Below are 25,049 nucleotides of genomic sequence, written 5' to 3' on the forward strand. Positions count from 1 at the left end.
TATTATTTTAAAATTAAGTTTTTGAAACTTTCACCATTACTTGGTAGCTTAGCTCCTAATATATCTGCAACGGTAGCCCCTATATCTGAAAATGTTTTTCTAATTCCTATGTTTACTCCATTTTTTACACTTTTTCCGTATACCAAAACTGGAATATATTCACGTGTGTGATCGGTTCCCTTATATGTGGGATCGTTCCCATGGTCAGCAGTTAATATCAATATATCTTCGTCTTTAAGGTTCTCTATAACTTCTGGAATTCTTGAATCTAATTCCTCTATAGCCTCTTTGTACCCTTTTACATTTCTTCTATGTCCGTATTTTGAATCAAAATCTACTAGGTTAGTGAATATAAAACCTTTATTATCCTTTTTCATATACTCTATAGTTTGATCAACGCCATCCATATTGCTCTTTGTATGAACTGCTTCAGTAATACCTTTTCCATTAAATATATCTTCTATTTTTCCAACTGCTATTACATCTTGACCTGATTCTTTTATATTATCAAGTATTGTATCTGCAGAAGGATCTAGTGAAAAGTCTCTTCTATTAGCAGTTCTTGTAAAGTTTCCTGGTTCTCCAACAAATGGTCTTGCTATTATTCTTGCAAGTGCATTATCTCCCATCATTATTTTTCTTGCTATTTTACACATTTTGTATAATTCATCAAGAGGTACAATTTCTTCATGAGCTGCAATTTGGAACACACTATCTGCAGATGTGTAAACGATTACCTCTCCTGTTTTCATATGCTGTTCTCCAAGTTCGTCAAGTATTGCAGTACCTGATGCCGGTTTATTTCCTATAACTTTTCTTCCTGTCTTACTTTCAAATTCATCTATTACATCTTTAGGAAATCCATTTGGAAAAGTCTTAAATGGCTCATCTACTCTAAGTCCTACCATTTCCCAGTGACCTGTTGTAGTATCCTTTCCTTGAGATACCTCAGCACACTTACCAAATGCACCTATTGGAGATTCAATTTCTTTAACTTGCTCAAAGCCATCGATATTACAAATACCTAGTTTAGTTAAATTAGGTATTTGTATATCATCATATGCCTTTATTATGTTTCCCAATGTGTTAACTCCATCATCTCCAAATTTCTTAGCATCTGGAAGTTCTCCTATTCCAACACTGTCCATTACTATTAAAACTACTCTTTTACTCATTCTTATCAACTCCTCTTTTCAGGATAAATTAGTACTATCATATTCCATTTGTTCGAAACATAAAAATTCAATAAAAATAAAAATCCCATCTGAATTAAGTTTCACTTTATATTTAAATTTTAACACTGATTCAACGTCATTTCAATTATAACTTTAAATCATATTTAATACTTTATAATCTTGGATGATTTTCTTTTAACTCTTTTCTTATATTTTTATCTATATGATTCAAATATATTTGAAGACTAGTTAAATTATTATTACCCAATATTTTTCCAACTACACTTAAATTTGCTCCTTTTTTAAGCAAATGTATAGCAAAAGAATGTCTCAACATAGTTGGTGTCACATTTTTATCTAAGTTTATATCTTGAGTATACTTTTTAATTATCTTCCAAAGACCCTGTCTTGTAAATCTTTGACCTTTTGAATTTAAGAATAAAGCTTTTTCATTTTCATCTTTTATTATCTTCGTTCTAGAATCATCTAAATATTTTTGTGTATGTTTTTTAGATGTATTACTCATTGGTATAGTTCTTGTATTTTTATTGTTTACACAATTTATATAATCCATATTTAAGTTAAGATCATCTATATTTAGCTCAATTAATTCAGAAACCTTAATTCCAGTTGCATAAAATAGTTCTAAAATAGCCTTGTCTCTTATACCTTTTATATTTTTTAAATTAGGTGCATTAAGTAGAAGCTCTACCTCTTCTTGAGTTAGTATATCCATTTTAGGTCTTTCTACCTTGGGTTTTTTGATTTTTCTAGCTGGATTATTATCAGATATCCTAGTGTTAAATAAAAATTCATGAAATGATTTTATTGATGATATTATTCTAGATATTGTAGATACTGATGTATTAGACTTTTGAAGGTATATTAAAAAACTAAATATATCATTTTCACTAACACTAATATACTCTGTATCACTACTATTTAAATAATTTATGTATTTTTTCAAATCCGATTTATATGAAAGTATAGTATTTTGAGAAAGATTCTTATCTTTTATTATGTAATCTATATACTTATCTATTATATTATCCATACTAAACCCCTCTGACTAAAATATTTTTTGCATTATGAATATAGATACTAAATTTACAACGCCTTGTATTGTTACTATTATTGCAAATAATCCTATCAAATTAATACTATATTTTAACATTAATTTTTTAATATGATTATAATTTCTAAATCTATTAGATACTCTCAAGGCATGTATTGCTTCGAAAAAATAATTAAAAGAAAAAAATATAACAAAAAATGTAAAAGGTATTATAATAATATTCTTCATCAATATCAAAAATATCATTTTAATCGAACTACTCTTCAATACCAAAATCAATGTATTTACTGTATAACCTATTGACAGTCCCTTTAAAAATACTATAACTAATACAAGCGGGCTTGTAATTACAAATAAAGATGCCAAATAAATTGATATCAAATATACAAAATCATTCTTAAGATTTAATAAACCTTCGTTTATTAAATTAAAATTTTGATTGTAATCACTGGTTGTCCTAGAAATAAACTCATTCATAGAAGTATTCGAAATCGAATATACCTTGTTCAAATAAGCACCACTTGTAACCCCTAAGCTAAACAAAAATATGAATATTATCATAATTATTTTATAGTTAAGATTCGAGCTTGAAAATTTAAATATCTTTTTCAAATTAAAACCCCCTTGTTTTTAACTTTACATAATTCTATGTTAAAAATAAGGGGTGTATTACTTTTTTTTATAATTTCCGTTTTATATTAAATCTTTTGATAACAGTATTCCTATTATAGTTTTAGAATCCTTTATCTCATTATTTGAAACCATCTCCAAAGCTTTCTTTATATCTACGTTTATAACGTCTACATATTCATCTTCATCAGGACAACATTCACCTTCTTGCAGATCAGTTGCTAAATACAAGTACATTTTTTCATTAGAAAATCCAGCTGATGTATAAAATTCATTCAAAAACTTTATATTTTTAGCCTCATATCCAGTTTCTTCCTTTAATTCTCTTATAGCACATTCCTTCGGTTCTTCTCCTTCTTCAAGTTTCCCAGCAGGAATTTCTAATAAAACATCTTCGACTGGTTTTCTAAACTGTCTTACAAATATTATTTCTTTTTTATCATTTATAGCTATTACACCCACAGCTCCTGGATGCTCTACAATCTCTCTTTTTTGATATTTATGCTCAGGAAGTTCAACCGTATCCACTCTTAAGTTGATAATTTTTCCATTATATATCATTTCTGAGCTCATAGTTTCTTCTTTAAAAATCATAACCTATCCCTCCAATAGATAATAAGCAGCAGAGCTTGCCGAATTAAAAAATTCTTTGTCTTCTTCATAAGACCTACCCATGCTCTTTACCCTCAAGTTGAAATATTCTAAGTCCGATTTTGTTTTGTCATTGTCTATATATACTATATTGTGTATTTTATCTATGCCACTTTCTTTTATTTGATTCATTACATACTCTTTATTCTTAGTACATTCTACTCCAATTGGAACTACAACATTTGCATTAACAATATCTTTTAATATAGTTACCGTATGATGACTAAGTCCAAAATGTCTATCCCTTTTATCTGCAAAACTTATCCTAGGTATAGCTATAGGTTTTCCTTTTAATTTTTTTACAGCATCAAGTATATTGGCTTGTTCTATACCCGTAAATCCATATTTAGTAGATGTTCCTACTATACCAGGTCCCATACATACAAATACAGCATCTGCATTTAAAACTTCTTTTGCAAGTATTAAGGCTGTGTATATATTTATACATTCATAATCCCCTCCAAATGCATTTCCTATAGTGATTGTATTATCTATTAATTTATTTTTCTTTAAGTTTTGTACATTTTTGCTCAAATATATAGGAAGTGCTGCTCCGTCAGTCATTATGTATACTAACTTTTTTTTCTTATCAATTCTTTTGTATGATGCTGCAAATGGAACTAGCATACTGTGAAGAGTTCCCACAATAACTGGCATATCATCAAGCGATCTAAAATTTTTGATTTTATCATGATATTTACTTTCTTGTTCTTCTGCAGAAAATGTTTTAACTTGAAGCGGAGTATATCTAAGCTTCATTATATGTCCGCCTTCACTCATTTTGCTCTCTAATTTATTTAAATTCGCTATTACAAAATGAAATCCTCCTGTTCCAAGATTAAGTTCTACAGCACTTGTATTTAATAGCACTTCATCATTGACATTTACAGAAGAATTGATTTTAGGATAGTTTATAGCCTTATTTATACTATTCCCTATTTTAACCTTAACTTCTTCCATTTCCTCAGTTTTAGATATTATTTCTTGTACTATTCCAATTTTTTTACTTATCATAAGTAACCCCTCTTTATCTACCTAACATATCTATATAGTTTAGTAATTTATTATTCTCAATTATTTTTGTTAAAGAATACTTTTCTGTAATTATATGAATCAATATCAATAATATTAACACACAAAGTCTAACTATAAAGGAAAAGTTATAAGCTATAATTATACCTATTGATATTCCTAATACATTAGATCCTGTATCTCCCATCATAGCATTTGCTTTTAAGTCTTCTTTAAAATACGCAAGTACATTTGACAACAACACAACTATCATCATTTTAGGATAGTACATAGGTACAGTAAAAAGAAGTATTATTGAAATAAATAAATATCCTTTTATAGCTCTGCCTGGTCTTAAATCCAGAAGATTCATTAAATTTGTAGACAATGCAATAAGTAGTGTATTCACACATATATCAACTATATTACTTGATATACTAACTGATATTAATAAAGCTACAAAACCTCCAAATAGTGCTTTAAAACCTCCTGTTGTAAGTTTACCTTTTAGTAAACTTTTAAAATGACCTTTAAGACCACTAACATTTCTATCTCCTATTAAGTCATCAAGTATACCTATAAATGCCATGCTCATTATACCAAATAAGTATATATACACATCATTACTTTCATAAAAATATCTCAAAATAGACGAATTTATTATAATCATAGGTAAAAATATTATACCAGCACATACTGGTATCAAATCTTGTCTGTAGTTTTTTCTTACAATATTACTTTCTATTAAAAGCGATTTAAAATAAGGCGTTATTAATAGAGTTCCTAAAAATCCAATTAAAAATACTATATAAATCAAGTTATATTACCTCCCTAGTATTTTTTTTAGTAACGTAATATTGATATGATAAAACTGCTTTCCTCTGTGTATAAATCCTTTCAGATTTCTACCAGTTTCATTATGAGTCATATTTACTAAAACTTCATTTATTTTATATCCTTTTTTTAATATATCAATAGTCATTCCAACTTCAACCCCATATCCAAATGGCATTTCTTCGAAGTTTTGTAAGACTTCTTTTTTGAATACTCTCTGTCCTGATAGAGTTGAATCTAATTCTTCCCCAGTTAACATCTTAACTCCATTTTTTGCAAGCTTTTTAACCATTCCAAATCCGCCTTTTTTCTTTGCTGGAGGAAATTTTGCAATAGTTACATCGCACTCATCATTTAACACTGGATATATTAGTTTTTCTATATCTTTTGATGTTTCACCTAAATCAGCATCCAAGAATCCTATAATATCAGAATTTTGCATAGCCATTTTTAGTCCATAGTTAAGAGCAAAGCCCTTTCCCATATTCTTATCAAGTTTTAACGACTTAACACAGTCATATGAAGAAGCTATTTCAAATGTATTGTCAGTAGATCCATCATCAACTATTATTATATCATCTATACACTGTATATCTTTTATTCCTTCTATTGTAGCTTTCATTTTATTTTCTTCATTGTAAGCAGGTATTATTATACTAATATGTTTATTATTCATAAATTAACTCCTCATTATTTAATTTCTAAAGGTGTAAATTCGTCTGCAGTTTCCTTTACTCCAAAGTGTCCTGTTTTTCCTTCAATAACCATAATCAATGATATCTTACCCATAACTTCATTTAAGTTATCTATAGTAGATATTTTGGATTCTTTGTAAAATGGAATATATGAATTTTGAACATCTCTTCTTTCAGTTCCAAGAAGATTTATATTGTTGTCTTTAAAATATTTAATTATATTTTTATCTACGATATTTAACTTGTTCTCATTATTTTTTAAGCTTCCACCTTCAAGTATAACAGCATCTAAATTATTATACTCAAGATTTAAAGTTTTTATCTCTATTATTCCTTTTTCATTCATTTGATTTAATAAATCGGTATTTTTATCTACATAAGTTATTTGGCATATATAATTTATAAACTCATTCTTATCTTTTAAATTTAAATTAAATACTTTGTTTAATTCAGCTATTTCAAATTCATTTATCAATTTATCTTTTATAACAATGTTAAATGCCATATGTCCATTAGCCTTATTTATAACTTCTTCTACATTAGGATAAAAATAATCTTCTGTAGTTTTGATTATACCTATATTTTTTCCTTCTAATTTATTATCTACTACATAACTAAATGAATTTTCTATATATTTATTTAGATTTTCATTTTCTTTAGTTATATTTAAAATGTCATTTTCCTTTTTAGTATTTTCTTCTTTCATAAGATTAAATTTATTCTCTAAATCATCTATTATTTGAGTTTGTTGCTCATCAAATGCTCCATTAGTGTTTAAGTTGAATCCTATTAATATTCCAATTCCCAAACTTATAAAAATAGCACTTAATGTTACTATAAAATACTTCATGTTTACATTCATAAAAGAACCTCCCTAAAAATCCATTAATAATCTAATTTTAATCTGCATAAGTTTTATCAACTGTTGAATAGATGGTGATAAATAAGCTACTATACAAACAGGAAAAAGAGCTGCAAGAATAAGACCCCATATATATTTTAGCTTTAGTTTACTTCTGTATAAAAGGTTAACTCCTTTTGCATCTATAAGCTTTGATCCAATTTTAAGCCTTACTAAAAAAGTACTTGCCATTCCTTTTCTTCCTTTTTCAAGAAAGTCTATCATATTTGAATGAGTTCCAAGTGCAACTATTAACTTTGCACCGTATTCATATGCCGTAAGCATAGCTATATCCTCGCTAGTACCAGGTGCTGGAAATATAGTAGCCTCAAGTCCTAGACTTTCTATTCTTTTAAGTCCTGGTGCTCTTCCATCTGGATATGCATGTACTACTATTTCATTACATTTTCTCAAACACTCATCACTTATACTGTCCATATCTCCAACTATCATATCAGGTGTATATCCAAACTCTAAAAGTGCATCTCCACCACCGTCAACTCCTATTAGCACAGGTTTCATCTCTTCTATATATGGAATTATAGTACTTAGATCCACTTTGTAGTCTTGGCCTCTTACTACTATCAGTGCATGTCTTCCTTTAAAATTCGTCTTCATTTTAGGAATTTCTAAATCCCCTAGTATAAACCCTTTTTCTTTTTTAGCATATTCTATAGTATTTTCTATAAAATTATCTAATTCATTAGATAAATTGTCATAGCATAATTTTGTTTTTTGTTTAATTGCATCTTTATCTAATACTTCACCTTCTCCTATTAGTTCATCATTTAAGTACAATTTATTATCTATTATTTCAACAATATCATCGTCCTTTAATCTATCAAATACTTCTTTTCCTACATTATCTAATATATATATATTCTTATTTGAAAGTATTTGAGGTCCTTTATTTGGATATCTACCACTTATTGTCATATCCGCATTTACTATAGCTTTTATTTTCCCTTCTACTAAGGAGTTCGCTGCCACCTCATCTATATCTTTATGATTTATTACAGCAATCTCTCCTACTTGCACTCTTTTAGCTAGATTTTTAGTTTTTCTATCTATTTTTATCGGAGCCCTTAATCGCATGTTTTTCCCCCTCATTTTACAAAATACTAGTTTTAAGTTTAATTTTAAACAAATTCAATTATATCACATAAATACATCTAAATTAAATAAGGATTTAAATTTTGAAATTTTTCTATTAATTTCCAAAACAAAAAACACCTTTTGCTATTTTTAATAATAACAAAAGATGTTTCTTTTTATCTTATCCGAAAAATATAACTTCTAGATTAGTTTCAGTTTATCTTACAGCTTTATGCTCAAGTCTTAATTTATCTGCAACCATTGCTATGAATTCTGAATTTGTTGGCTTTCCTTTTGTATTATGAACAGTATATCCAAACAATTGATTTATAGTATCAACTTTACCTCTACTCCAAGCTACTTCTATAGCATGTCTTATAGCTCTTTCTACTCTTGATGGAGTAGTGTTGAATATCTTAGCTATATTAGGATATAACTCTTTAGTAACCGCACTTAAAAGTTCTACATTGTCTATTACCATGGCTATAGCTTCTCTTAAATATAAATATCCTTTGATATGAGCAGGAACTCCTATCTCATGTATTATATTAGTTATTTCAGCTTCTATATTTCCAGTGTTTTTTATAAACTCAGTTTTAGCAGTTTTAAATTGTACTAACGGTTTATTATTTTCAAGTATAGATATACTTGTTTGACCAACCAATTCTCTTATCCTATTTATAAACACACTAAAATCAAAAGGCTTAACTATATAGTAATCAGCTCCTAAATTTATAGCTCTTTGAGTTATCTTATCTTGTCCAACAATTGTTGATAGAGTAGTGTTGAATATATTCGCTATATTGATATATAACTTCTTAGTCTATTTTTTCATCATATTTATTGGTTTTTAATTGTATAATTTATTGATTTTGAAACATTTCTATATTATTATACCATATTACATACTTTTAATGTACAAACTTACTACATTATATATATGGTAAATTATTATACTTTGAAACTCAAATTATTTTCCATAAATCTAAAACATAAAAGTTTTACTAACATTACAACTTTTATGTCAATAATTTGCTATATAATAGGTAGCTTTTTTATTATCATATTACTTAAAATATATTTTACTCATGTTTACTATTATTTTATTAAATAAAATTACTCTTTCATTCCAAGACTCTCAATCACAGTAAAATACAAATATACTATTCTATGTATAGCTTTATGGCATTAAGTATTTTGTTTATTAGATATGATTTTCTTATAATGCCCATGCTTATATTGGTTTCCATGGCACTCCTTACATAATGCTTTTAAATTTGAGTACTCTACATTATACTTATTACCATCTATATGATGTACATCTAACATTTTCTTATTAGTAGAAAAATCATTCCCACAGTCTTCACATATCCAATTTTTATACGACCTATAATCCATTGATATTTTACTCCATTTTTTTGGATATTCATTCAAAGGTGCTGTTACATCTGTATACCTAGGTAATTGTTTAAACTTTGTATCATATTTTTTTAAGAACTCATCAATTGCAAACTCTTCATATATTTTGTTTTTTTCATTTCTAATTGCATATGAATATCCATTGTAATCCAATTCACCCAAACAATGTTTACACACTTTTAATTCTGATATTTTATTTTCTTGTATTATTCTATGACTATTTTTATCAATTATATTGACAAAAAAAGTTCCATCCTTCCTTCTGCTAACAACATACCTATTCAATTTTCCATTATCTCTCATTTCGCATATAGTCTTGCACCAAGATACATGAAATTTATATTGAGAATTATATGAATATTGGTCTCTAATATACACAACTACTTTTTTACCTTTATATTCAAAGGTATCATCTTCCCCGGTACCTATATTTTCTATACTTACATCTAACCCTCTACCTCGTTCAATCAGTTCAGTTTCTATCTTGCCTATGTCAATTTTTTTGAAACTCAATCTACTTTGAAATTTAGCTTTATATCCTTCTGGAATACCCATTTCATCTCTAATTTTTTTAAATAATCTAAATTTATAAAAATCTACTAATCTCAATTTGTATCCCTCTTTTTATCATTACTATATTTTGTTATAATATCAGACATTACTTGTTCAGCATTAGTTCTTATTTTAAATTCAACTCGTCTTGAAGCTTTTTCATCTTCATTATCGTTTTCATCGTATTCTCTATGACTATATGACATTCCATTAGCCGTTATATGCTCTATTAACCATTCATGATATGGTTTTATACTTTCTAAATTCATGATATAGCTTAATACATTTCTTGTTCTGTCTTGTGATAACTCCATATTACAAAAATACGATTCCAATAATGTCACATTCTCTCCCCATTCACTCGATGTATATCCTTCTATTCTCACTTCTTCAATATTATCTTTATATTTTCCATGTACTATATTAATATATCTAGGAAAAAAGTCATTTAAAATATTCTCAAATCTAGGTTTTAATTCTGCACTACCCACACGAAAAAATACTTCAGGTTCTAAAAATCTGACAGTTCCATCCTCGTCAATTTCTATACCCCAATTTTTTATATCATTTTTAAACTCTTCTTGTAAATCTTTGTATATACTTAACTTTATATTTTCATGAGTAGTAATGACTTTTTTTACAGCTTGTTGTTGCTCTTTAATTTGTATAGTTTCTCTAGTTACTCTAGACATATATGATATAGAAATAAATAAAAATACTATCATAAGCCCAGACATTAAATCAGACACAGATGACCAAATATTATCATCATTATGCTTTAACTTATTTCTAGATAATTTCATTATGCACTTACTCCTTTTGCTATACTAACTACTTCTCTTAATTTTTCTGTAAGAGGTGTATAATCATCTACAAATTTTTCTGAAACTGTAGCTAATTGAGTTCCTAAAGAATTTAAAGAATTAGAAAGTTCTTGTTCTAGTAGTTTATCAAGTTGGTCAACCTTTTGTTCAAATACTTTTTCTACCTCTTCAACTAACTTTTTTATTTGTTCTGATGTATTTATTGTTATATCTTCTATTCTTGAATTTAAATCATTGACAGTAATCTCTAACCTTTGACCTATTTTATTAGTTGTATCTTCTGTAGTTTTAACTTGACTTTGCATAATATGTAAATTGGTCTCTAAACTGCTTCCTATTTCATTACTAAATGTAATCAAAGCACTATTAAATCTTTCTGTACTTGCTTCGATATGTTCATTTATTTCAGGTATACAATTGTTTAATTCTTTTACAACAATATTAAAATCCTGTAAATATTCATCTACTTGCCTTTGTAGCATAGTATTACTTTCTTCAAAGTTCTTTTTAACCTCTTCAAAAATCTGTCCTGCTGCTTGTGCTGCATCTACAGTAAGTTCTTTTACATGTACATCTAATTTATCTATGTTTTCCTTCATAGCTCCATCTACATTTACAAGCAATCCATTTATTGATTTATTACTTTCTTCACAATTATTTTTAACCTCTTCAAAAATCTGTCCTGCTGCTTGTGCTACATCTACAGTAAGTTCTTTTACATGTACATCTAATTTATCTATGTTTTCCTTCATAGCTCCATCTACATTTACAAGCAATCCATTTATTGATTTATTACTTTCTTCACAATTATTTTTAACCTCTTCAAAAATCTGTCCTGCTGCTTGTGCTACATCTACAGTAAGTTCTTTTACATGTACATCTAATTTATCTATGTTTTCCTTCATAGCTCCATCTACATTTACAAGCAATCCATTTATTGATTTATTACTTTCTTCACAATTATTTTTAACCTCTTCAAAAATCTGTCCTGCTGCTTGTGCTACATCTACAGTAAGTTCTTTTACATGTACATCTAATTTATCTATGTTTTCCTTCATAGCTCCATCTACATTTACAAGCAATCCATTTATTGATTTATTACTTTCTTCAAAATATGTGTTTATATTAGGTAATAATTCCTTTGCATTTTGAGATACTTCAGATAAAATTTTTATATTATCATAAATTTGTTTTTGATTTTCATCTATACAAGTTAATGCTACATCCAAAGCCTCGCTTGTTTCAATTAAACCATATGATTTTTCCGAAATATTTTCCATGGATTTTTCTATTTGTGTAATTGATTTAATTGTTGTTTCTAATTGTGTTATTGTAAGTTCTACGTGTTCTTTATAATTTCCTTGCCATTCAAGTAAAGCTCCTACTGCTTTATTCAATTCTTTAAAATTTTCCCCAAATTGTTCTGTCATTTTAGTATTAAAATCTTTTATTACTTCTTTTAGTGCTTCTATTAGTGATTTAGAATTTTGCTCTGCCATTGTTTCTGCAAATATTCTAAATTCTCCTATCAAATCATCTTGTTTTTTATTCAAGCTATTACCCAAATTTTTAATTTCATCTATCAATTCTATTTGTTTTTCATTCCAATTGTTATCCATATCTGCAAATCTGTTTAGCATTTGATTTTGATTATTTATCAAAGTAGAGTTTAAATTTCTACTTTCACTTAACATGCAATTAAATAGCTGCTCTGCATCTTCAAAATATTCTTCTCCTTTATGTTGATTTATTTTCTTCCATTGATTTCCCTTCATAATAATAGATGCAAACATTCCCACAACCGATGTTACAAAAGCAGTTTTCATACCATCTAATAGATTAGGTACACTACTATCAATCGAATTAGGATTAAAAAAATAAAGACTTACACAAATACCTCCAAACGTCCCCAATACCCCTATAGTTGATACTAAATTAGGTAAACTTGATTCCATTTTATTTATTTCTTTTTTACAAAATAAAAACACTATATATCCTATGCCTACGATACATACCAATGTAATTATATTACATATATCTTTTCCTGATGTAATGTTATTCATAGTTTCCTCCTTCACACTATTATGCTTTTAAATATCCCAACGTATTTTTTTATCTCTCTTCTAATCATTTTATAACCTATATTGGTTATATTGTTCACCAAGTGTTACACCCTATTATTTATCCGTATTAAAGCTTCCAAATTACAGCACTTTAAACAATATTTTATTAAAGATAGGATTATGTTTTTTTAATCAAATTACTCTCATTAAATGAATATTCAAAAAGAGTAGTATTAATACTACTCTTTTTCAAAGAATTTAATAATTTTTTGTTTAATATATTACTATGTAGAAATATACTTTTTACAGTATCACATTACTTTATCCACTTTTCAAAAGGCTCTAATAAAAAATCCCTAATATATATTTCATCAAAATAATTTTCATCTTCTTTAGTAATTTTATTGAATGAAAATAAAATATAAAAGTCTGCCCACAACCAATCTATACTTGGAGTATTTTCAATATCTTCCTTTAACTCTTTTATCTTAACTCTCTTTCCTGTTTCTTTGTTTATAAAAAACTTATTATTATATACAATTTCTATACTATCCTTATCCTGTATGTCAACTTTAATACGTATATCAATATGCTCTATATCTTTTTCTATTTTTCTTACTATTTTATGTAATATATCTTCTATATCTCCATTTTCTAAAGCATTTATAAATTCATTCCATACCCAATCTTCATTCATAATTTTATTACTATCTTGTGAACATTTGACTCCTTTTTCTATATAAATCCCTGTAGTTATTTTTTTACAATATGCATCATCACATTTGTAATGTTTATCATCAAAAATATATTTCCCATATTTAAATCCATTTAAATCAGTAGATGGAATAAGCCACCAAGATGAAGTTTCATTTGAAAATCTATTCTGAGGTCGTAATGTGTATCTCTTATGCTTACTTCTTATTGCATTATACATTTCTCTAGCAAATTCTTGTGAGTTCTTAAATTTTACACCTTTCATTTAAATTCACCTCTCTATTTTCATTTAATAATCAATAGCTTCACAATAGTGTTACTCTATATTTATAATCTTATGATATATAAATTATACTATTCAGTTATTAAACAGATATAAGTGAAATTAATCTTTACATTTAATCACTTCATACATTTTAATTTTTTGTTAATGCTATAATGAAGACAAAAAATTAGCAGGAATATAGTATTCCTGCTTTTTAAAGTTAATTAAAATTTTTATTTTATTTGCTATTCTAAATTTAATTATAATACCATTAAATATATTCACCCTTTAGCTTTCTACCTAATTAATTCATTGTATATTATATTTACTTTATAACTGTCATCTATATTTGGAATGCTTTCAAATTACTAATTCCACCTATTTCATTTAAAATATGTTCAGGACATTTTTCTTTAAAATAGTCTATGCATTCTTTATCAGGTAAAACAATATGAGCAGTACCCCAATTAAATTTTAAACTGCCCTTTACCCTCCACTCTCGTTCATGTGTCCAATCAATAATATTATTATCCTCAGATAAGTCAATATTTACTATTCTCCAATGCTCATTTTCAGATAAAAACTCTTCTGCAACTTTAGTTTTTTCATATATTACAGGTCTTCCACCTTTATTAAAAACAAATTGTTTTCTAAAGGTTAAACCAACCCCACAATACCTAACCTTCCTCTGTTTACCTTGATTTCTCCTTCTTTTTTCATGTTCAATATTCTGAATTAATGAGTTTAGTGGTGCATCTTGAAAGCAAGCTGAAGTATCATCACCAACTATATATCCTGTTTCTGTAGTACTACCTTTAATTTCTTTATCTTTTAATATGCGAATTAAGTTGTTAACAGCTAAAATATTTATTTCATCATCATTTAGATTTTGTATATTTTCTCTTGGTTTTGTTAAGTGCGTAAGTGTTGAAGTTAAGTCTGTTCTATCTTTTATTCTTTCTTCCCAATCACTGTATGTATAAGCCATATAATATCCTCCTTATAAATTACCTTGATTTTTTATAATTAAAGGTAATTAAAACTTGTCTATAAATAAATATGATTCTTTTTTATTTATATACCTAAAAAAATATTAAAATATCCAATTCAACACTTTTAACTACTAACATAATATTAAATTTATATACACCATTAAAATCATTATTTTAAATCTCCAATTAACTGTAACAGTCTAATTCCATAGTCTGTTACCGAATAACATTTTCCTCCTACTGCTTCCCATGTTGAATTTTCTTTTATTATAAACCCACCTGAACTTAAATCTCCTATACATATATTAACAATATTAATATTAATGTTTTTAACATTCAATTTATCAATGTGTATATAATTAGCATTAGTGTTTTTAACATTTTGGTCGATTTTATCATCATTTATATTTCCTTTTCTAGTACAGCATTTATATATTTCTTCTAAAACAATTATATGTTCTACAGAATATTTAGAAATTCTTTCAATAATTCCTTCTTTATAAAAATCATTTGAAAATTGATATGTAGTATAGTTCAACAAAATATTAGCAAAATACTTTAGTTTTTCTTCTCTATATTCTTTTTTTGCTTTTTCAAAAGTATCAAATACTATTCTTAAAAACTCTTCGGACTTAATAAAATCCCAATCTATTTTATTTTCATTTATCTGATTTACTTTTTTTTCAATAATATTAGATAATCTTTTCAACCTATTTAATTCAAATTCAATAAGTTGTAACATTCTCTTTTGTTCCTTATTATTAGTTTTTTCTCTTAATGCAGAAATAGGAGAATCTATCATCGCAACACTACCTATAGTTCTTAAAATTATACTTTGATTATAAAACTCTAAAAAATATCTAAAATACTTATTTAGTTCCTTATTTCCAACATCAAAACGGGCTTTATATTCACTACTGTTAGTTACTTTTTCCATGACATCACCTCAAATTTTATCATTTAATTTTTCAATTTAATAAAATCTTCATTTCATATACTGTATATCTATTTAGCTTTATTTCGAATTAATTCAGACAGTTCCTCAACTGATAATAACGGCTTCCTGTGTATCATTCTATGACAATTTGAGCAAAGCATTGCTATATCTTCAGTTCTAGTCTTTTCTCCTTCTTTCATTTGAGATACTAGTTTTTTATGATGCCCTTCAATAAAATCTTTACCCCTATCTCCATAAACTTCCGTAAAATTAAAACCACATGCTTCACAATATAATTTTCCATTATGTTTTTTTATAAATAATACTTTAGATTTCTTTATAACTTGTTGATTTCTTTCTATTATTTTATGAGTTCTATACGCCTTTTTTCCTTCAACATATCCTTTTGCTTCATCTTCATAATCTATAGTATCTAATTCCACTAAATGATTAAAAACAAAATGATTTAAATCTTCACCTATCTGAATACTAAATTGTCCTTCAGGAATAGGAAACACTTTTCTAAATTCTTCTTTCAAATCTTTTTTAAATCTAATACTTTGAAGTTCAATATCTTTACGAGCCTGGTTTTCATATCTATACTCTGCTTCAAATATCTTATTGTTAAACAAGACTTTGATTTTTCTTGCTTGTCCTCTTTCTACATAGAATGGTGAATCCGGTGGGTTAAGAATTAGATGAAACTCCTTTTCTATTCTCACTCCATCTGTGTATTGCGACGTTCCTACTTCTTTTAATAATATTGGTGAATCAATATTTATTGTAAATACATCTAAATTAGGTGTCAAATTTTTTTCAGTAATATTAACGTTGAGCGTATCTTGAATTAAAGTTTCTATTGGTTTATCAACTTTAATAACCGAACGCAATCTAGCAGGTTTTTTTATTAAATACTTATCAAAACTCTTATATGGTATTTCAGCATCTATAATTTTTTGGGATTTTTCAATATCAAATTTTATGTGTATTCTTTTACTATCATCATTTTTGCTTAATACGATTGAGTAACCTACAAGTCCATATCCGCTACCATAAATATAAACTTCATCATTAATTTCAATATCTGAATACTTTTGACTGATACCCCACCATGCTTCCTCTTCTATTGAATTGTTTCTAATAATTTTTATGAAGTTATCTGTTATTGCGTCAACTTCATTTCCATCTTTTAAACTAAATGTTCCTGCTGACTTTTCTTGCTTTGTCAATGTATATAGCCAAATAGCCATATTCATCCTCCTCACCTTTAATTCTATTTTACTTTTTTAGCATAGAATTTTAAATTCATTTAAGTATATTTAAATTATAATAAAAAAACTTTTTGTGATTCTATCTTACTAATTATACAGCTCCAAACTTATTTTTTTACTTTTTTTAAAATTGATATTATTTCAAATCCTAAAGTATATCTAATTTCACCATGTTTTGTTGAAACTTCATCTAAAGATTTTGTTAAAATTCTAGATTCCTCCAAATTCAAGTTTAATTTATTTATCAAAATATAAACCTTAGTGATTAACTCTTCAGAATTCAATCTAAACTTAGTAATATTCAAAATTTCTAATAAAATTTCTTCATTACTGTTATATCTGTATCCTATTTTTTTTAAACTGTCATTTAATTCATCTACTTTAATGCAGTTATATACCATAATATCTTGTAATCTCATACCTTTCTCAATCAGAGCAATTGCATGACTTATAAAAATAGACATTTCTTCTCTTTCAAGCAATATTTTACTTCTATATCTTATACTCAAAATAGTCTTAGGAATATTTAATGATACTAATAATTGAACCAATATTAAGACAAATAACAATGATGAATATTCGTCAATACTAGTAAAATATGTTACTCCATTAGTTTTTATAGCTTTAAATAATATTAATATAAATATAAAACCTAAATATATTTCTAGGAAATAATTGAGTAAGTTTGCTAATAAAATAATACAATCTTTTTTAGTTTCAGCCTCATATTCTTCTAATAAAATCCTAGGTTTAATTTGTTTAATCTTATTATTTAGTATTTTAATTAATACTTTTATTGTATTTTTTAAATTAATACTATTTTCATTTTTCAAATTACCTTTCAACATTTCCACTATTACTCCACTACCTATTAAAGTGAACATTATACTTGTTAACATTATGAAGTACTTAATTTCTAAATAATTGACCCCCGTTGCATCCTTAGCATAATTTAATACCCCATTAATAATTACTATTAGTATAAATTCCCAGTATAATACTATTGTTGAAGTGCCAATTGTATATTTGAATATAGTAAAAAGAATAGTAACTATTAGTATTGCTAATAGTATATTTTCTATAGTAATTAATTTCATAAAGCAACTCCTTAATTATTGTAATTATTTAGAATTATTGTCTCTTCTTATTAAATATCTTTATTATACGCGAATAGCACATTGCTACTTTGATTAATTTATATCGTAGTAAAAATTCTACATTTACCAACAAATCCCTTTATTATTGTACATATTATTCCAATCTGTATATATATTTAAGCTTTAAAATAAATATCGTATCAATATATATATTTGAAACCTACTAGAAACTGTAACATATTTTTGTAAGCAAAAACAAAAGGTAGTATATATTACCTTGTTTCTAAATTAATATTTGTCACTTTATGTTTAGTTGTTTCACTCTTTCTAACTCTTGCTCTTCTATATCTAGATATACTTATTAAAATTCCTTCTTACTATTTTGTATTTTTATAATACCCAAATGATTATATCTGTCAATTTTAGAACTTTGTTTTTGGTAATGACTTCAGAACTAAAGAGTCATTGAAACTTAGTTAGTAATTCGTTTAAGTTATAAAAGTGCCTAAAATGGTAGTTTTTAAAACTGTTTTTTTAAACTAATAATATTTAATGACCTTTTTATTCAATTTTAAGAAGGTTTTTTATTTAAATTAATAGAAATATATTTCACATACATAATTTTCCAAACAGAAAGGAGTGCTGTATTATGTATAAAAAAATTATTATACTACTAATTACAATTTTATTTCTTTTAATAGGATGTAACAATAGTAATGTTGAAAGTAGTAATACACAAATAGAAACAAATACTTTCTACAAAAGTGATAAACTTAATTTTAGTTTTACCACACCAAAAGGATGGAATGTTGTTGAAGGACTTATTGGAGAAGAGGGTTCAAACGAATATGCCGTAACTGCATATGATAATAATAACGAAAATAATCATATTGCCATTACTGTTATTGATGCATTTGAACTTAGTAATGAACTGAGCACCGAAAAAATACCTAGAAAAAATTATAGCATGTCAGTTCTTCCAAAGGAAATTGTTGATTATCATTTAAGATATATGGTCAATCAACAAGAAAAACTGTATCCAAATTGTAAAATACTTGAACAGGATATAAAACATATTGACGATAAAAAATGGATTTATGTAAAATGCTTATATTCATTTACTTCAGAAAATGGCAAAGAAATAAATGCCAATATAATTCAATACCGAACTTTCTATAACGGGTATGGGTACTCAATAATAGCAATTTCCAACGCTAACTTGAACGATGAAGATACTGCAATACAAAAATCTATAGAAACATTTGATATTACGGATTAATTCTAATAGAGTATGTAATTAAATCTAAAATATCTACTAACATAATTTTATCTATCATGTTTATTCTAATGCTTCTTGATTATTCAATTACATATTATGGAATTAATTCTTTAGGCATAATAACAGAAGCTAATCCTCTTATGGTAGGTCTTGTAAATTTACCTTTTTATAAAGGTTTTGCTATAAGAATTGTTATATCTTCTATTCCTGTATTTTTGCTCAAATGGGCTGAAAATAAATTCATATACCCTGAAGCTTATACAAAACTTTCAGCTGTTGTATTATAAATTCAAATAATTCCATACAGTGTACATCTTATGTAGCTATATTATTATATAAAAACAGTTATTTAGATTAAATAATTCTATACTTTTGCTCTTATCTACATTAATTAAAAATAAAAAAACTTCTAATGGCTATCAAGTAGCTTTAGAAGTTTTTTATCTTCTTCCATATCCTTTTTTATAAGAAGTTTTATATATGCACTCACTCCTATTATCTCTCCCTTTTCTTTTACGTAATTATATAGTCTTAAATCATCTACATTTTCTTTAAACGATACCTGTATTCTAACACTCATTTTTACACCCCTTTTATGCTTTTTAATACTTTATACTACATTCTATGTATTCTTACATATAAGTGTGTTTGTCCTTATTAATATTTTAAAACCTTATTTTTCTGTATAGTCTTGTATTCCTAAAATATAAACCTCTCTATATGAGCCTTGTATTGCGTTATAATAGCCTTTCTGAATAAAGATTGTGTATCTCTATTCTAGAGGTTGAAAGGTGGAGTGGAAGTGCTAGGTGTTATATTAGCATTTCAACATTCAAAAAAACTGTAAATATCCCCCCCTACCTCTTCACTCAAAATAAAAAGAGCTTATTCAGCTCCGTCTTTATAACTTGTTAATCTTATCTAATAATTGTTTTCTATTTGGATTAGTATAAAGTAAAGTAGTTTGTATATTACTATGTCCCGCAAGGTTAGCTACTTCATGTACATTCAAGCCATTTTCTAAAGCATAGGTACACCAAAAATATCTTAATATATGTGGTGTTATTTTTTCACTATACTTTTTAAACATTTTATTTATAACAGTTCTATCTATACAATTGCCTTTGTTACTTACGAATAAGTATTCTGATTGTGATTTTCTTTCTTTTAAATATTCTTGTATTGAGTCTTTAACTCTATCATTCATATAAACAGTTCTAGTTTTATCTCCTTTACCACTTTTAATTATAATCTCTCTTGATACAGTATTAAAATCATTCATAGTAATATTCAATACTTCTGATATTCTAAGTCCTGTATAAGCCATAACAGTCACTATCGCATAATTCCTCTTGCCTTCATTTTCTAAAACCTTCTGTCTAAATTTTTCTACATCACATCTCGTAATATCTGTTGGGCTTGCTATTCCTATTTGTATTTTATTAAAATCTTTTTTGCTTATAACTATATCATTTTGTATTCCTTGACTTTGCAAAAACTCATTAAATTTAATTAGTGCTGATAATTTAGCATTTACTGTCTTAGGACTATCTTTTTTAATATTCTTTAAATAGCTTTTAAACTCTAATACATTTTCTCTATATAGTTTATTAAATTCAGTATCATATGAATCTTTAAACCATTTTATATATCCTTTTATATGTCTAATATAACTTTTAATAGTATTTTCACTTTTACTTTCTTGTTTTAGATAATTTTTGAATATATTTAACATAGTATCACACCCTCCAATAAATTATGTTGCATTCACTTTTTATGATTATCTCTAAATTATGTTGCGTTTTATATTGATACTATATGCTTTTAAAATAAAAATACAACATAATTTATATTATGTTGTATTTTTATTCTTCAAAATTTTATATTCAGTATGATAATATATTAAAATAATTAAAACATTAATCTTGACTTAAGTTTACTTTATATATATATTTATAGTTCCATTAGAAGACATAAAGTATTTAACAGATTTTCCATCATAAGATTCTTCTTTTATTTGGTCATACTCTTCATTATTTCTCATGTTTATTAGATTATCCCAAACTGTTTGTCCTCCAGTTGTAAGATAATATTTAATTACTTTTAGTAATTCAACCTTTGCATCTTCATTTTTTCTAGCTCCAGCTCCACCTTTGATATAAATACTATATCCTCCAGTATTAAATTTAACTGTCCATGTTCTAAACTTTGTATTTCCACTTTTTGTATATACCAATTCATTTCCAGATATAATTGTATTTGTTGTCATATCTTTAAGTTTCTTTAAATTCTTCTCTGTATCATATGTAGCAACTGGAAATTCACTATCTTTTATAGATTCTTTATTATGATTTTCTTTTGCAATTTCAACTGGTTTTGTATCAATCCAAATATTGATTACTCCACCTGCTACATAATACTTTACTTTTTTACCATCATAAATTTCTTCTTTTATTTCACCAAATTGTTTATTATTAATCATTTCAATTAAGTTATTCCAAACAATTGACCCTTTAGATGGTAAATAGTATTTTAATACTTTTATAAATTCTGTTTGAGCACCCTTGTTTCTAGATACAATTATTGGCTTGCCTTGCATATATATTGAGTATTCACCTGATTGTTTTTTAAGTGTCCAAAGACTTTTCGTTATATCTCCATTTGGAGAATATCCTAAAACTTTTCCTGATACAACACTATTTTCAATCAATTCACCGAGTTCTTTTAAATCTTTTTCTGAATCTCCTGTAGATTGTATTGGAACTTCTACCTTTGAACCTATATTTACAGTTCTAGTAGCTCCATCCCATTCAACATTTAATCCTAGAGATTCAGAAACAAATCTAACTGGAACATATGTAGTATTTTCTATTAGTTTAGCATCCTTATCGTTTACTTGAAGCTTTATAGTCTTATCACCTTTAATAATAGTTACTGTCTTAGTTTCACCTACCCATGATACTTTAGCTCCCATTGACTCTGATATGACTCTTACAGGAACTAAAGTTGTTCCTTCAACTAGAACTCCTTTTACTGTTGTTGAGCCATTAATATTTACATTCACTTCATCTTGAGCAAATATATTCATTGATAAGCACATTACTAGAAGTATTGTAATTGATAGTATCTTCTTCATAATTCGTCTCCCTTGTTTTGTATTTTATTTTATATAAATTGCTATATCTCCATTGCCAGATACGAAATAGTTAACATATTTTCCATTAAAAACTTCTTCTGTTGGATTATCAAATATTTCATTTTCTATATTACTTTTAATTTTACTCCACAATGTATTTGCTTCATCACCTAAATAATTGTTTAGTACTTTTAATAATTGTGTTTCAGCATCTTCTTTATCTACAGTAACTCCTCTTGCTCTTACATATAAATTATATCCACCTTCATTAAAGCTTACTGTCCATGTTTTGAATTTAGGATTTCCAATTTTTGAATATACTAATGTATCTCCAGATATAACTGTGTTGCTTGTTAAATCTTTAAGTTTTTTTAAGTCACTGCTTACATTATCTGTAACATTAGATTGTGCATTATCATTAGTTTGTTTCATTCCAATATGAATTTGCCCTGTACTAGAAAATGAATAGTCTACATTTTTACCATCATATTTTTTAGTTTCTGTACTATCAAATACTTTGTTATCTTTCATTTCTATCAATCTATTCCATAGTGATTCACAATCATTTGGTAGATAGTATTTTATAACTTTTAATAATTCTGTTTTTGCATCTTTATTTTTTCTAGCACCTGAATCTGCTTGAACATAAACTTTGTATTCACCAGCATTAAATCTTACTGTCCAAAGTTTGAGTTTAGGATTGCCACTAGGAGCATACACTAAAGTATCTCCACTTATAATAGTATTGCTTGTCATATTTTCTAGAGTCTTCAAATCTTTTTGTACATCATATGTAGCTGTTGGAAACTCATCTTGAATAACATTATCTTCGACACCTATATTAACTGTTCTTGTTTCTCCATCCCATTCTACATTCAATCCTAATGATTCTGAAACAAATCTAACTGGTACATATGTAGTATTTCCTATTAATTTAGCATCCTTACCATTCACTTGTAGTTTTATAGTTTTATCACCTTTAACAATAGTTACTGTCTTAGTTTCACCTTCCCACGATACTGTAGCACCCATACTTTCTGAAACTACCCTAACTGGTACTAAAGTTCTTCCTTCAACTAAAATACCATTCACTTGAGTTGAGTTATTTATGTTTACATTGACTTCATCTTGAGCAAATATATTCATTGATAAACACAATACTAGAAGCATTGTTATTGATAGTATATTCTTCATAATTCATCTCCTACTTTTTGATTTTTATTTTATATAAATGACTATATCACCATTACCTGATACAAAATATTCGACAGTTTTTCCATTAAAAATTTCCTCTGTTGGATTATCAAATATTTCATTTTCTATATTACTTTTAATTTTACTCCACAATGTATTTGCTTCATCACCTAAATAATTGTTTAGTACTTTTAATAATTGTGTTTCAGCATCTTGTTTATATATAGTACTTTCTGATGCTCGGATATATGCCTTATATCCAGGTTTATTAAATTTTATTACCCACATAGAAAACTTAGCATTTCCATTCGGTGTATAATATAATTCTTCTCCAACAGTAACTGTATTATTTGTTAAATCCTTTAATTCACCTAAATCTCCACCAGCAGAAGATTCTTCAATTTTAGTATCCTCTGTGTTTTCATTGCCACTTTCAAGAGTAGTTATATATACTGAATTAGTATCTCCATCCCACTTTACATTACAATCTAAAGACTCTGATATGAATCTAACAGGCACTAGAGTTCTACTATTAACTATCATTGCAGGTACATCTAATTTAACTTCACTTTCATTTACCTTAGCATTAACACCATCAATAACTAATTTAATCTGTTTATTCCCTTTAATTCCTGTAACTGTCTTTGTTGAAGCATCCCATCTGACTTCACAGCCTAATGCTTCAAATATAGCTCTTACAGGTACTAAAGTTCTTCCATCTTTTATTATTGAAGCAGTATCAATCTCTAACTTTGAATTGTTTACATAAACACTTATGTCTTGTGCAAAACTACAGTTGAATAAAGTTAAAATAAGTGCAAATGTAGTTATTAAATATTTAAAATATCTTTTCATAAATTACCTCCTATTTATTTTCTATAATGATTATACCAAATTATGTATGTAAAATGCTTATCTAATTAACTTAATAGCTATTTCTTTAATCTCTATCCTCAATATAGAAGTTAATCTAATAAATATACATCTTAATAATAGAAAAATTACTATTTAAAAGTCCTGACTGAGACAAGCAGTAACATGTGGATTCACTGGTTGTCTCTAAAATCGCTGAAGTTCACTCTATGACCTGCTTGTAGAGATTTTTTATACAATGTACATTTATATAGTAAGAATAAATTTCTTTTTTCTTATATATAATAAATCAAAGAAACACTATATAAAAAATATTAGAGTATATATTATTTCTCTAAACTTTTTATATAGTGTTTCTTTTATATT

The 25,049-nt window shown here is 26.5% G+C and carries 24 protein-coding genes and 1 pseudogene; 2 read left to right on the forward strand and 23 right to left on the reverse strand.

Annotated elements, in window-relative coordinates; all coding sequences use genetic code 11:
* Positions 1–2 precede the first annotated feature (2 nt).
* From P4S50_RS11510 to P4S50_RS11595, 18 genes and pseudogenes are all read right to left on the reverse strand, one after another.
* Positions 3–1,175: a phosphopentomutase gene (locus P4S50_RS11510; RefSeq protein WP_277730933.1), complete on the reverse strand. Its 1,173-nt coding sequence runs from the start codon at positions 1,173–1,175 to the stop codon at positions 3–5.
* Between the two features lie 172 nt (positions 1,176–1,347).
* Positions 1,348–2,229 carry a tyrosine-type recombinase/integrase gene (locus P4S50_RS11515; RefSeq protein ID WP_277730934.1) on the reverse strand — a complete coding sequence of 294 codons (882 nt, stop codon included), beginning with the start codon at positions 2,227–2,229 and terminating at the stop codon, positions 1,348–1,350.
* A gap of 15 nt (positions 2,230–2,244) precedes the next feature.
* On the reverse strand, positions 2,245–2,862 hold the full coding sequence (locus tag P4S50_RS11520) for a stage II sporulation protein M (RefSeq protein ID WP_277730935.1): 618 nt from the start codon (positions 2,860–2,862) through the stop codon (positions 2,245–2,247).
* An 81-nt stretch (positions 2,863–2,943) separates the two neighbouring features.
* On the reverse strand, positions 2,944–3,474 hold the full coding sequence (locus P4S50_RS11525; RefSeq protein ID WP_277730936.1) for an NUDIX hydrolase: 531 nt from the start codon (positions 3,472–3,474) through the stop codon (positions 2,944–2,946).
* A 3-nt stretch (positions 3,475–3,477) separates the two neighbouring features.
* Entirely contained in the window at positions 3,478–4,545 is a 1,068-nt protein-coding gene (locus tag P4S50_RS11530; protein ID WP_277730937.1) for a DUF3866 family protein, read from the reverse strand.
* Between the two features lie 13 nt (positions 4,546–4,558).
* Positions 4,559–5,359, reverse strand: coding sequence for a glycosyl transferase (locus P4S50_RS11535; protein ID WP_277730938.1), 801 nt, complete (start codon positions 5,357–5,359; stop codon positions 4,559–4,561).
* 6 nt (positions 5,360–5,365) lie between these two features.
* A complete protein-coding gene (locus tag P4S50_RS11540; protein ID WP_277730939.1) occupies positions 5,366–6,052 on the reverse strand; it encodes a glycosyltransferase family 2 protein in 687 nt (228 codons plus the stop codon).
* A 14-nt stretch (positions 6,053–6,066) separates the two neighbouring features.
* Complete coding sequence (locus P4S50_RS11545) at positions 6,067–6,933, reverse strand: copper transporter (RefSeq protein ID WP_277730940.1); 867 nt, start codon at positions 6,931–6,933, stop codon at positions 6,067–6,069.
* A gap of 12 nt (positions 6,934–6,945) precedes the next feature.
* Entirely contained in the window at positions 6,946–8,067 is a 1,122-nt protein-coding gene (steA, locus tag P4S50_RS11550; protein ID WP_277730941.1) for a putative cytokinetic ring protein SteA, read from the reverse strand.
* A gap of 217 nt (positions 8,068–8,284) precedes the next feature.
* A pseudogene (gene spo0A, locus P4S50_RS11555) lies at positions 8,285–8,833 on the reverse strand (sporulation transcription factor Spo0A); the annotation flags it as partial.
* 422 nt (positions 8,834–9,255) lie between these two features.
* The gene (locus tag P4S50_RS11560) at positions 9,256–10,095 is read right to left on the reverse strand and encodes an HNH endonuclease signature motif containing protein (protein WP_277730942.1); all 840 of its coding nucleotides are present in this window, start codon (positions 10,093–10,095) and stop codon (positions 9,256–9,258) included.
* Positions 10,092–10,841, reverse strand: coding sequence for an OmpA family protein (locus P4S50_RS11565; protein ID WP_277730943.1), 750 nt, complete (start codon positions 10,839–10,841; stop codon positions 10,092–10,094). The genes P4S50_RS11560 and P4S50_RS11565 overlap by 4 nt, the downstream gene beginning before the upstream one ends.
* Complete coding sequence (locus P4S50_RS11570; RefSeq protein WP_277730944.1) at positions 10,841–12,925, reverse strand: hypothetical protein; 2,085 nt, start codon at positions 12,923–12,925, stop codon at positions 10,841–10,843. The genes P4S50_RS11565 and P4S50_RS11570 overlap by 1 nt, the downstream gene beginning before the upstream one ends.
* Positions 12,926–13,241: 316 nt before the next feature.
* On the reverse strand, positions 13,242–13,904 hold the full coding sequence (locus P4S50_RS11575) for a hypothetical protein (protein ID WP_277730945.1): 663 nt from the start codon (positions 13,902–13,904) through the stop codon (positions 13,242–13,244).
* 343 nt (positions 13,905–14,247) lie between these two features.
* The gene (locus tag P4S50_RS11580; protein WP_277730946.1) at positions 14,248–14,892 is read right to left on the reverse strand and encodes a DUF2971 domain-containing protein; all 645 of its coding nucleotides are present in this window, start codon (positions 14,890–14,892) and stop codon (positions 14,248–14,250) included.
* A gap of 173 nt (positions 14,893–15,065) precedes the next feature.
* Positions 15,066–15,833, reverse strand: a complete 768-nt coding sequence (locus tag P4S50_RS11585; protein ID WP_277730947.1) for a hypothetical protein — start codon at positions 15,831–15,833, stop codon at positions 15,066–15,068.
* A gap of 68 nt (positions 15,834–15,901) precedes the next feature.
* Positions 15,902–17,083: an HNH endonuclease gene (locus tag P4S50_RS11590; RefSeq protein ID WP_277730948.1), complete on the reverse strand. Its 1,182-nt coding sequence runs from the start codon at positions 17,081–17,083 to the stop codon at positions 15,902–15,904.
* Positions 17,084–17,211: 128 nt separating this feature from the next.
* Entirely contained in the window at positions 17,212–18,201 is a 990-nt protein-coding gene (locus tag P4S50_RS11595) for a hypothetical protein (protein WP_277730949.1), read from the reverse strand.
* A gap of 649 nt (positions 18,202–18,850) precedes the next feature.
* Here P4S50_RS11595 and P4S50_RS11600 point away from each other — a divergent pair.
* Positions 18,851–19,480: a hypothetical protein gene (locus P4S50_RS11600; RefSeq protein ID WP_277730950.1), complete on the forward strand. Its 630-nt coding sequence runs from the start codon at positions 18,851–18,853 to the stop codon at positions 19,478–19,480.
* 68 nt (positions 19,481–19,548) lie between these two features.
* Positions 19,549–19,767: a DUF5658 family protein gene (locus P4S50_RS11605; RefSeq protein WP_277730952.1), complete on the forward strand. Its 219-nt coding sequence runs from the start codon at positions 19,549–19,551 to the stop codon at positions 19,765–19,767.
* A 122-nt stretch (positions 19,768–19,889) separates the two neighbouring features.
* Here the strand turns inward: P4S50_RS11605 and P4S50_RS11610 are convergent, their stop codons facing one another.
* The 5 genes from P4S50_RS11610 to P4S50_RS11630 form a co-directional block, all read right to left on the reverse strand.
* A complete protein-coding gene (locus P4S50_RS11610; RefSeq protein WP_277730953.1) occupies positions 19,890–20,060 on the reverse strand; it encodes a hypothetical protein in 171 nt (56 codons plus the stop codon).
* Between the two features lie 321 nt (positions 20,061–20,381).
* Entirely contained in the window at positions 20,382–21,215 is an 834-nt protein-coding gene (locus tag P4S50_RS11615; protein WP_277730954.1) for a tyrosine-type recombinase/integrase, read from the reverse strand.
* 201 nt (positions 21,216–21,416) lie between these two features.
* Positions 21,417–22,616 (reverse strand): copper amine oxidase N-terminal domain-containing protein, encoded by a 1,200-nt coding sequence (locus tag P4S50_RS11620; protein WP_277730955.1) that lies wholly within the window; start codon positions 22,614–22,616, stop codon positions 21,417–21,419.
* Between the two features lie 24 nt (positions 22,617–22,640).
* Positions 22,641–23,810: a copper amine oxidase N-terminal domain-containing protein gene (locus tag P4S50_RS11625; protein WP_277730956.1), complete on the reverse strand. Its 1,170-nt coding sequence runs from the start codon at positions 23,808–23,810 to the stop codon at positions 22,641–22,643.
* A gap of 24 nt (positions 23,811–23,834) precedes the next feature.
* Entirely contained in the window at positions 23,835–24,665 is an 831-nt protein-coding gene (locus P4S50_RS11630) for a copper amine oxidase N-terminal domain-containing protein (protein ID WP_277730957.1), read from the reverse strand.
* Between the last annotated feature and the right edge of the window lie 384 nt (positions 24,666–25,049).

Source organism: Tepidibacter hydrothermalis (assembly GCF_029542625.1).
In the GTDB taxonomy this organism is placed as follows: Bacteria; Bacillota; Clostridia; order Peptostreptococcales; family Peptostreptococcaceae; genus Tepidibacter_A; species Tepidibacter_A hydrothermalis.

What these genes read in the sequence shown, in the direction of transcription:
- P4S50_RS11515 (WP_277730934.1), bottom strand. Translation starts at nt 2,229, where the DNA reads ATGGATAATATAATAGATAAGTATATAGATTACATAATAAAAGATAAG.
- P4S50_RS11525 (WP_277730936.1), bottom strand. Translation starts at nt 3,474, where the DNA reads ATGATTTTTAAAGAAGAAACTATGAGCTCAGAAATGATATATAATGGA.
- P4S50_RS11605 (WP_277730952.1), top strand. Translation starts at nt 19,549, where the DNA reads ATGCTTCTTGATTATTCAATTACATATTATGGAATTAATTCTTTAGGC.
- P4S50_RS11580 (WP_277730946.1), bottom strand. Translation starts at nt 14,892, where the DNA reads ATGGCTTATACATACAGTGATTGGGAAGAAAGAATAAAAGATAGAACA.
- P4S50_RS11595 (WP_277730949.1), bottom strand. Translation starts at nt 18,201, where the DNA reads ATGAAATTAATTACTATAGAAAATATACTATTAGCAATACTAATAGTT.
- P4S50_RS11575 (WP_277730945.1), bottom strand. Translation starts at nt 13,904, where the DNA reads ATGAAAGGTGTAAAATTTAAGAACTCACAAGAATTTGCTAGAGAAATG.
- P4S50_RS11570 (WP_277730944.1), bottom strand. Translation starts at nt 12,925, where the DNA reads ATGAATAACATTACATCAGGAAAAGATATATGTAATATAATTACATTG.
- P4S50_RS11590 (WP_277730948.1), bottom strand. Translation starts at nt 17,083, where the DNA reads ATGGCTATTTGGCTATATACATTGACAAAGCAAGAAAAGTCAGCAGGA.
- P4S50_RS11530 (WP_277730937.1), bottom strand. Translation starts at nt 4,545, where the DNA reads ATGATAAGTAAAAAAATTGGAATAGTACAAGAAATAATATCTAAAACT.
- P4S50_RS11510 (WP_277730933.1), bottom strand. Translation starts at nt 1,175, where the DNA reads ATGAGTAAAAGAGTAGTTTTAATAGTAATGGACAGTGTTGGAATAGGA.
- P4S50_RS11630 (WP_277730957.1), bottom strand. Translation starts at nt 24,665, where the DNA reads ATGAAAAGATATTTTAAATATTTAATAACTACATTTGCACTTATTTTA.
- P4S50_RS11600 (WP_277730950.1), top strand. Translation starts at nt 18,851, where the DNA reads ATGTATAAAAAAATTATTATACTACTAATTACAATTTTATTTCTTTTA.
- steA (WP_277730941.1), bottom strand. Translation starts at nt 8,067, where the DNA reads ATGCGATTAAGGGCTCCGATAAAAATAGATAGAAAAACTAAAAATCTA.
- P4S50_RS11610 (WP_277730953.1), bottom strand. Translation starts at nt 20,060, where the DNA reads ATGAGTGTTAGAATACAGGTATCGTTTAAAGAAAATGTAGATGATTTA.
- P4S50_RS11545 (WP_277730940.1), bottom strand. Translation starts at nt 6,933, where the DNA reads ATGAATGTAAACATGAAGTATTTTATAGTAACATTAAGTGCTATTTTT.
- P4S50_RS11540 (WP_277730939.1), bottom strand. Translation starts at nt 6,052, where the DNA reads ATGAATAATAAACATATTAGTATAATAATACCTGCTTACAATGAAGAA.
- P4S50_RS11585 (WP_277730947.1), bottom strand. Translation starts at nt 15,833, where the DNA reads ATGGAAAAAGTAACTAACAGTAGTGAATATAAAGCCCGTTTTGATGTT.
- P4S50_RS11615 (WP_277730954.1), bottom strand. Translation starts at nt 21,215, where the DNA reads ATGTTAAATATATTCAAAAATTATCTAAAACAAGAAAGTAAAAGTGAA.
- P4S50_RS11565 (WP_277730943.1), bottom strand. Translation starts at nt 10,841, where the DNA reads ATGAAATTATCTAGAAATAAGTTAAAGCATAATGATGATAATATTTGG.
- P4S50_RS11620 (WP_277730955.1), bottom strand. Translation starts at nt 22,616, where the DNA reads ATGAAGAAGATACTATCAATTACAATACTTCTAGTAATGTGCTTATCA.
- P4S50_RS11625 (WP_277730956.1), bottom strand. Translation starts at nt 23,810, where the DNA reads ATGAAGAATATACTATCAATAACAATGCTTCTAGTATTGTGTTTATCA.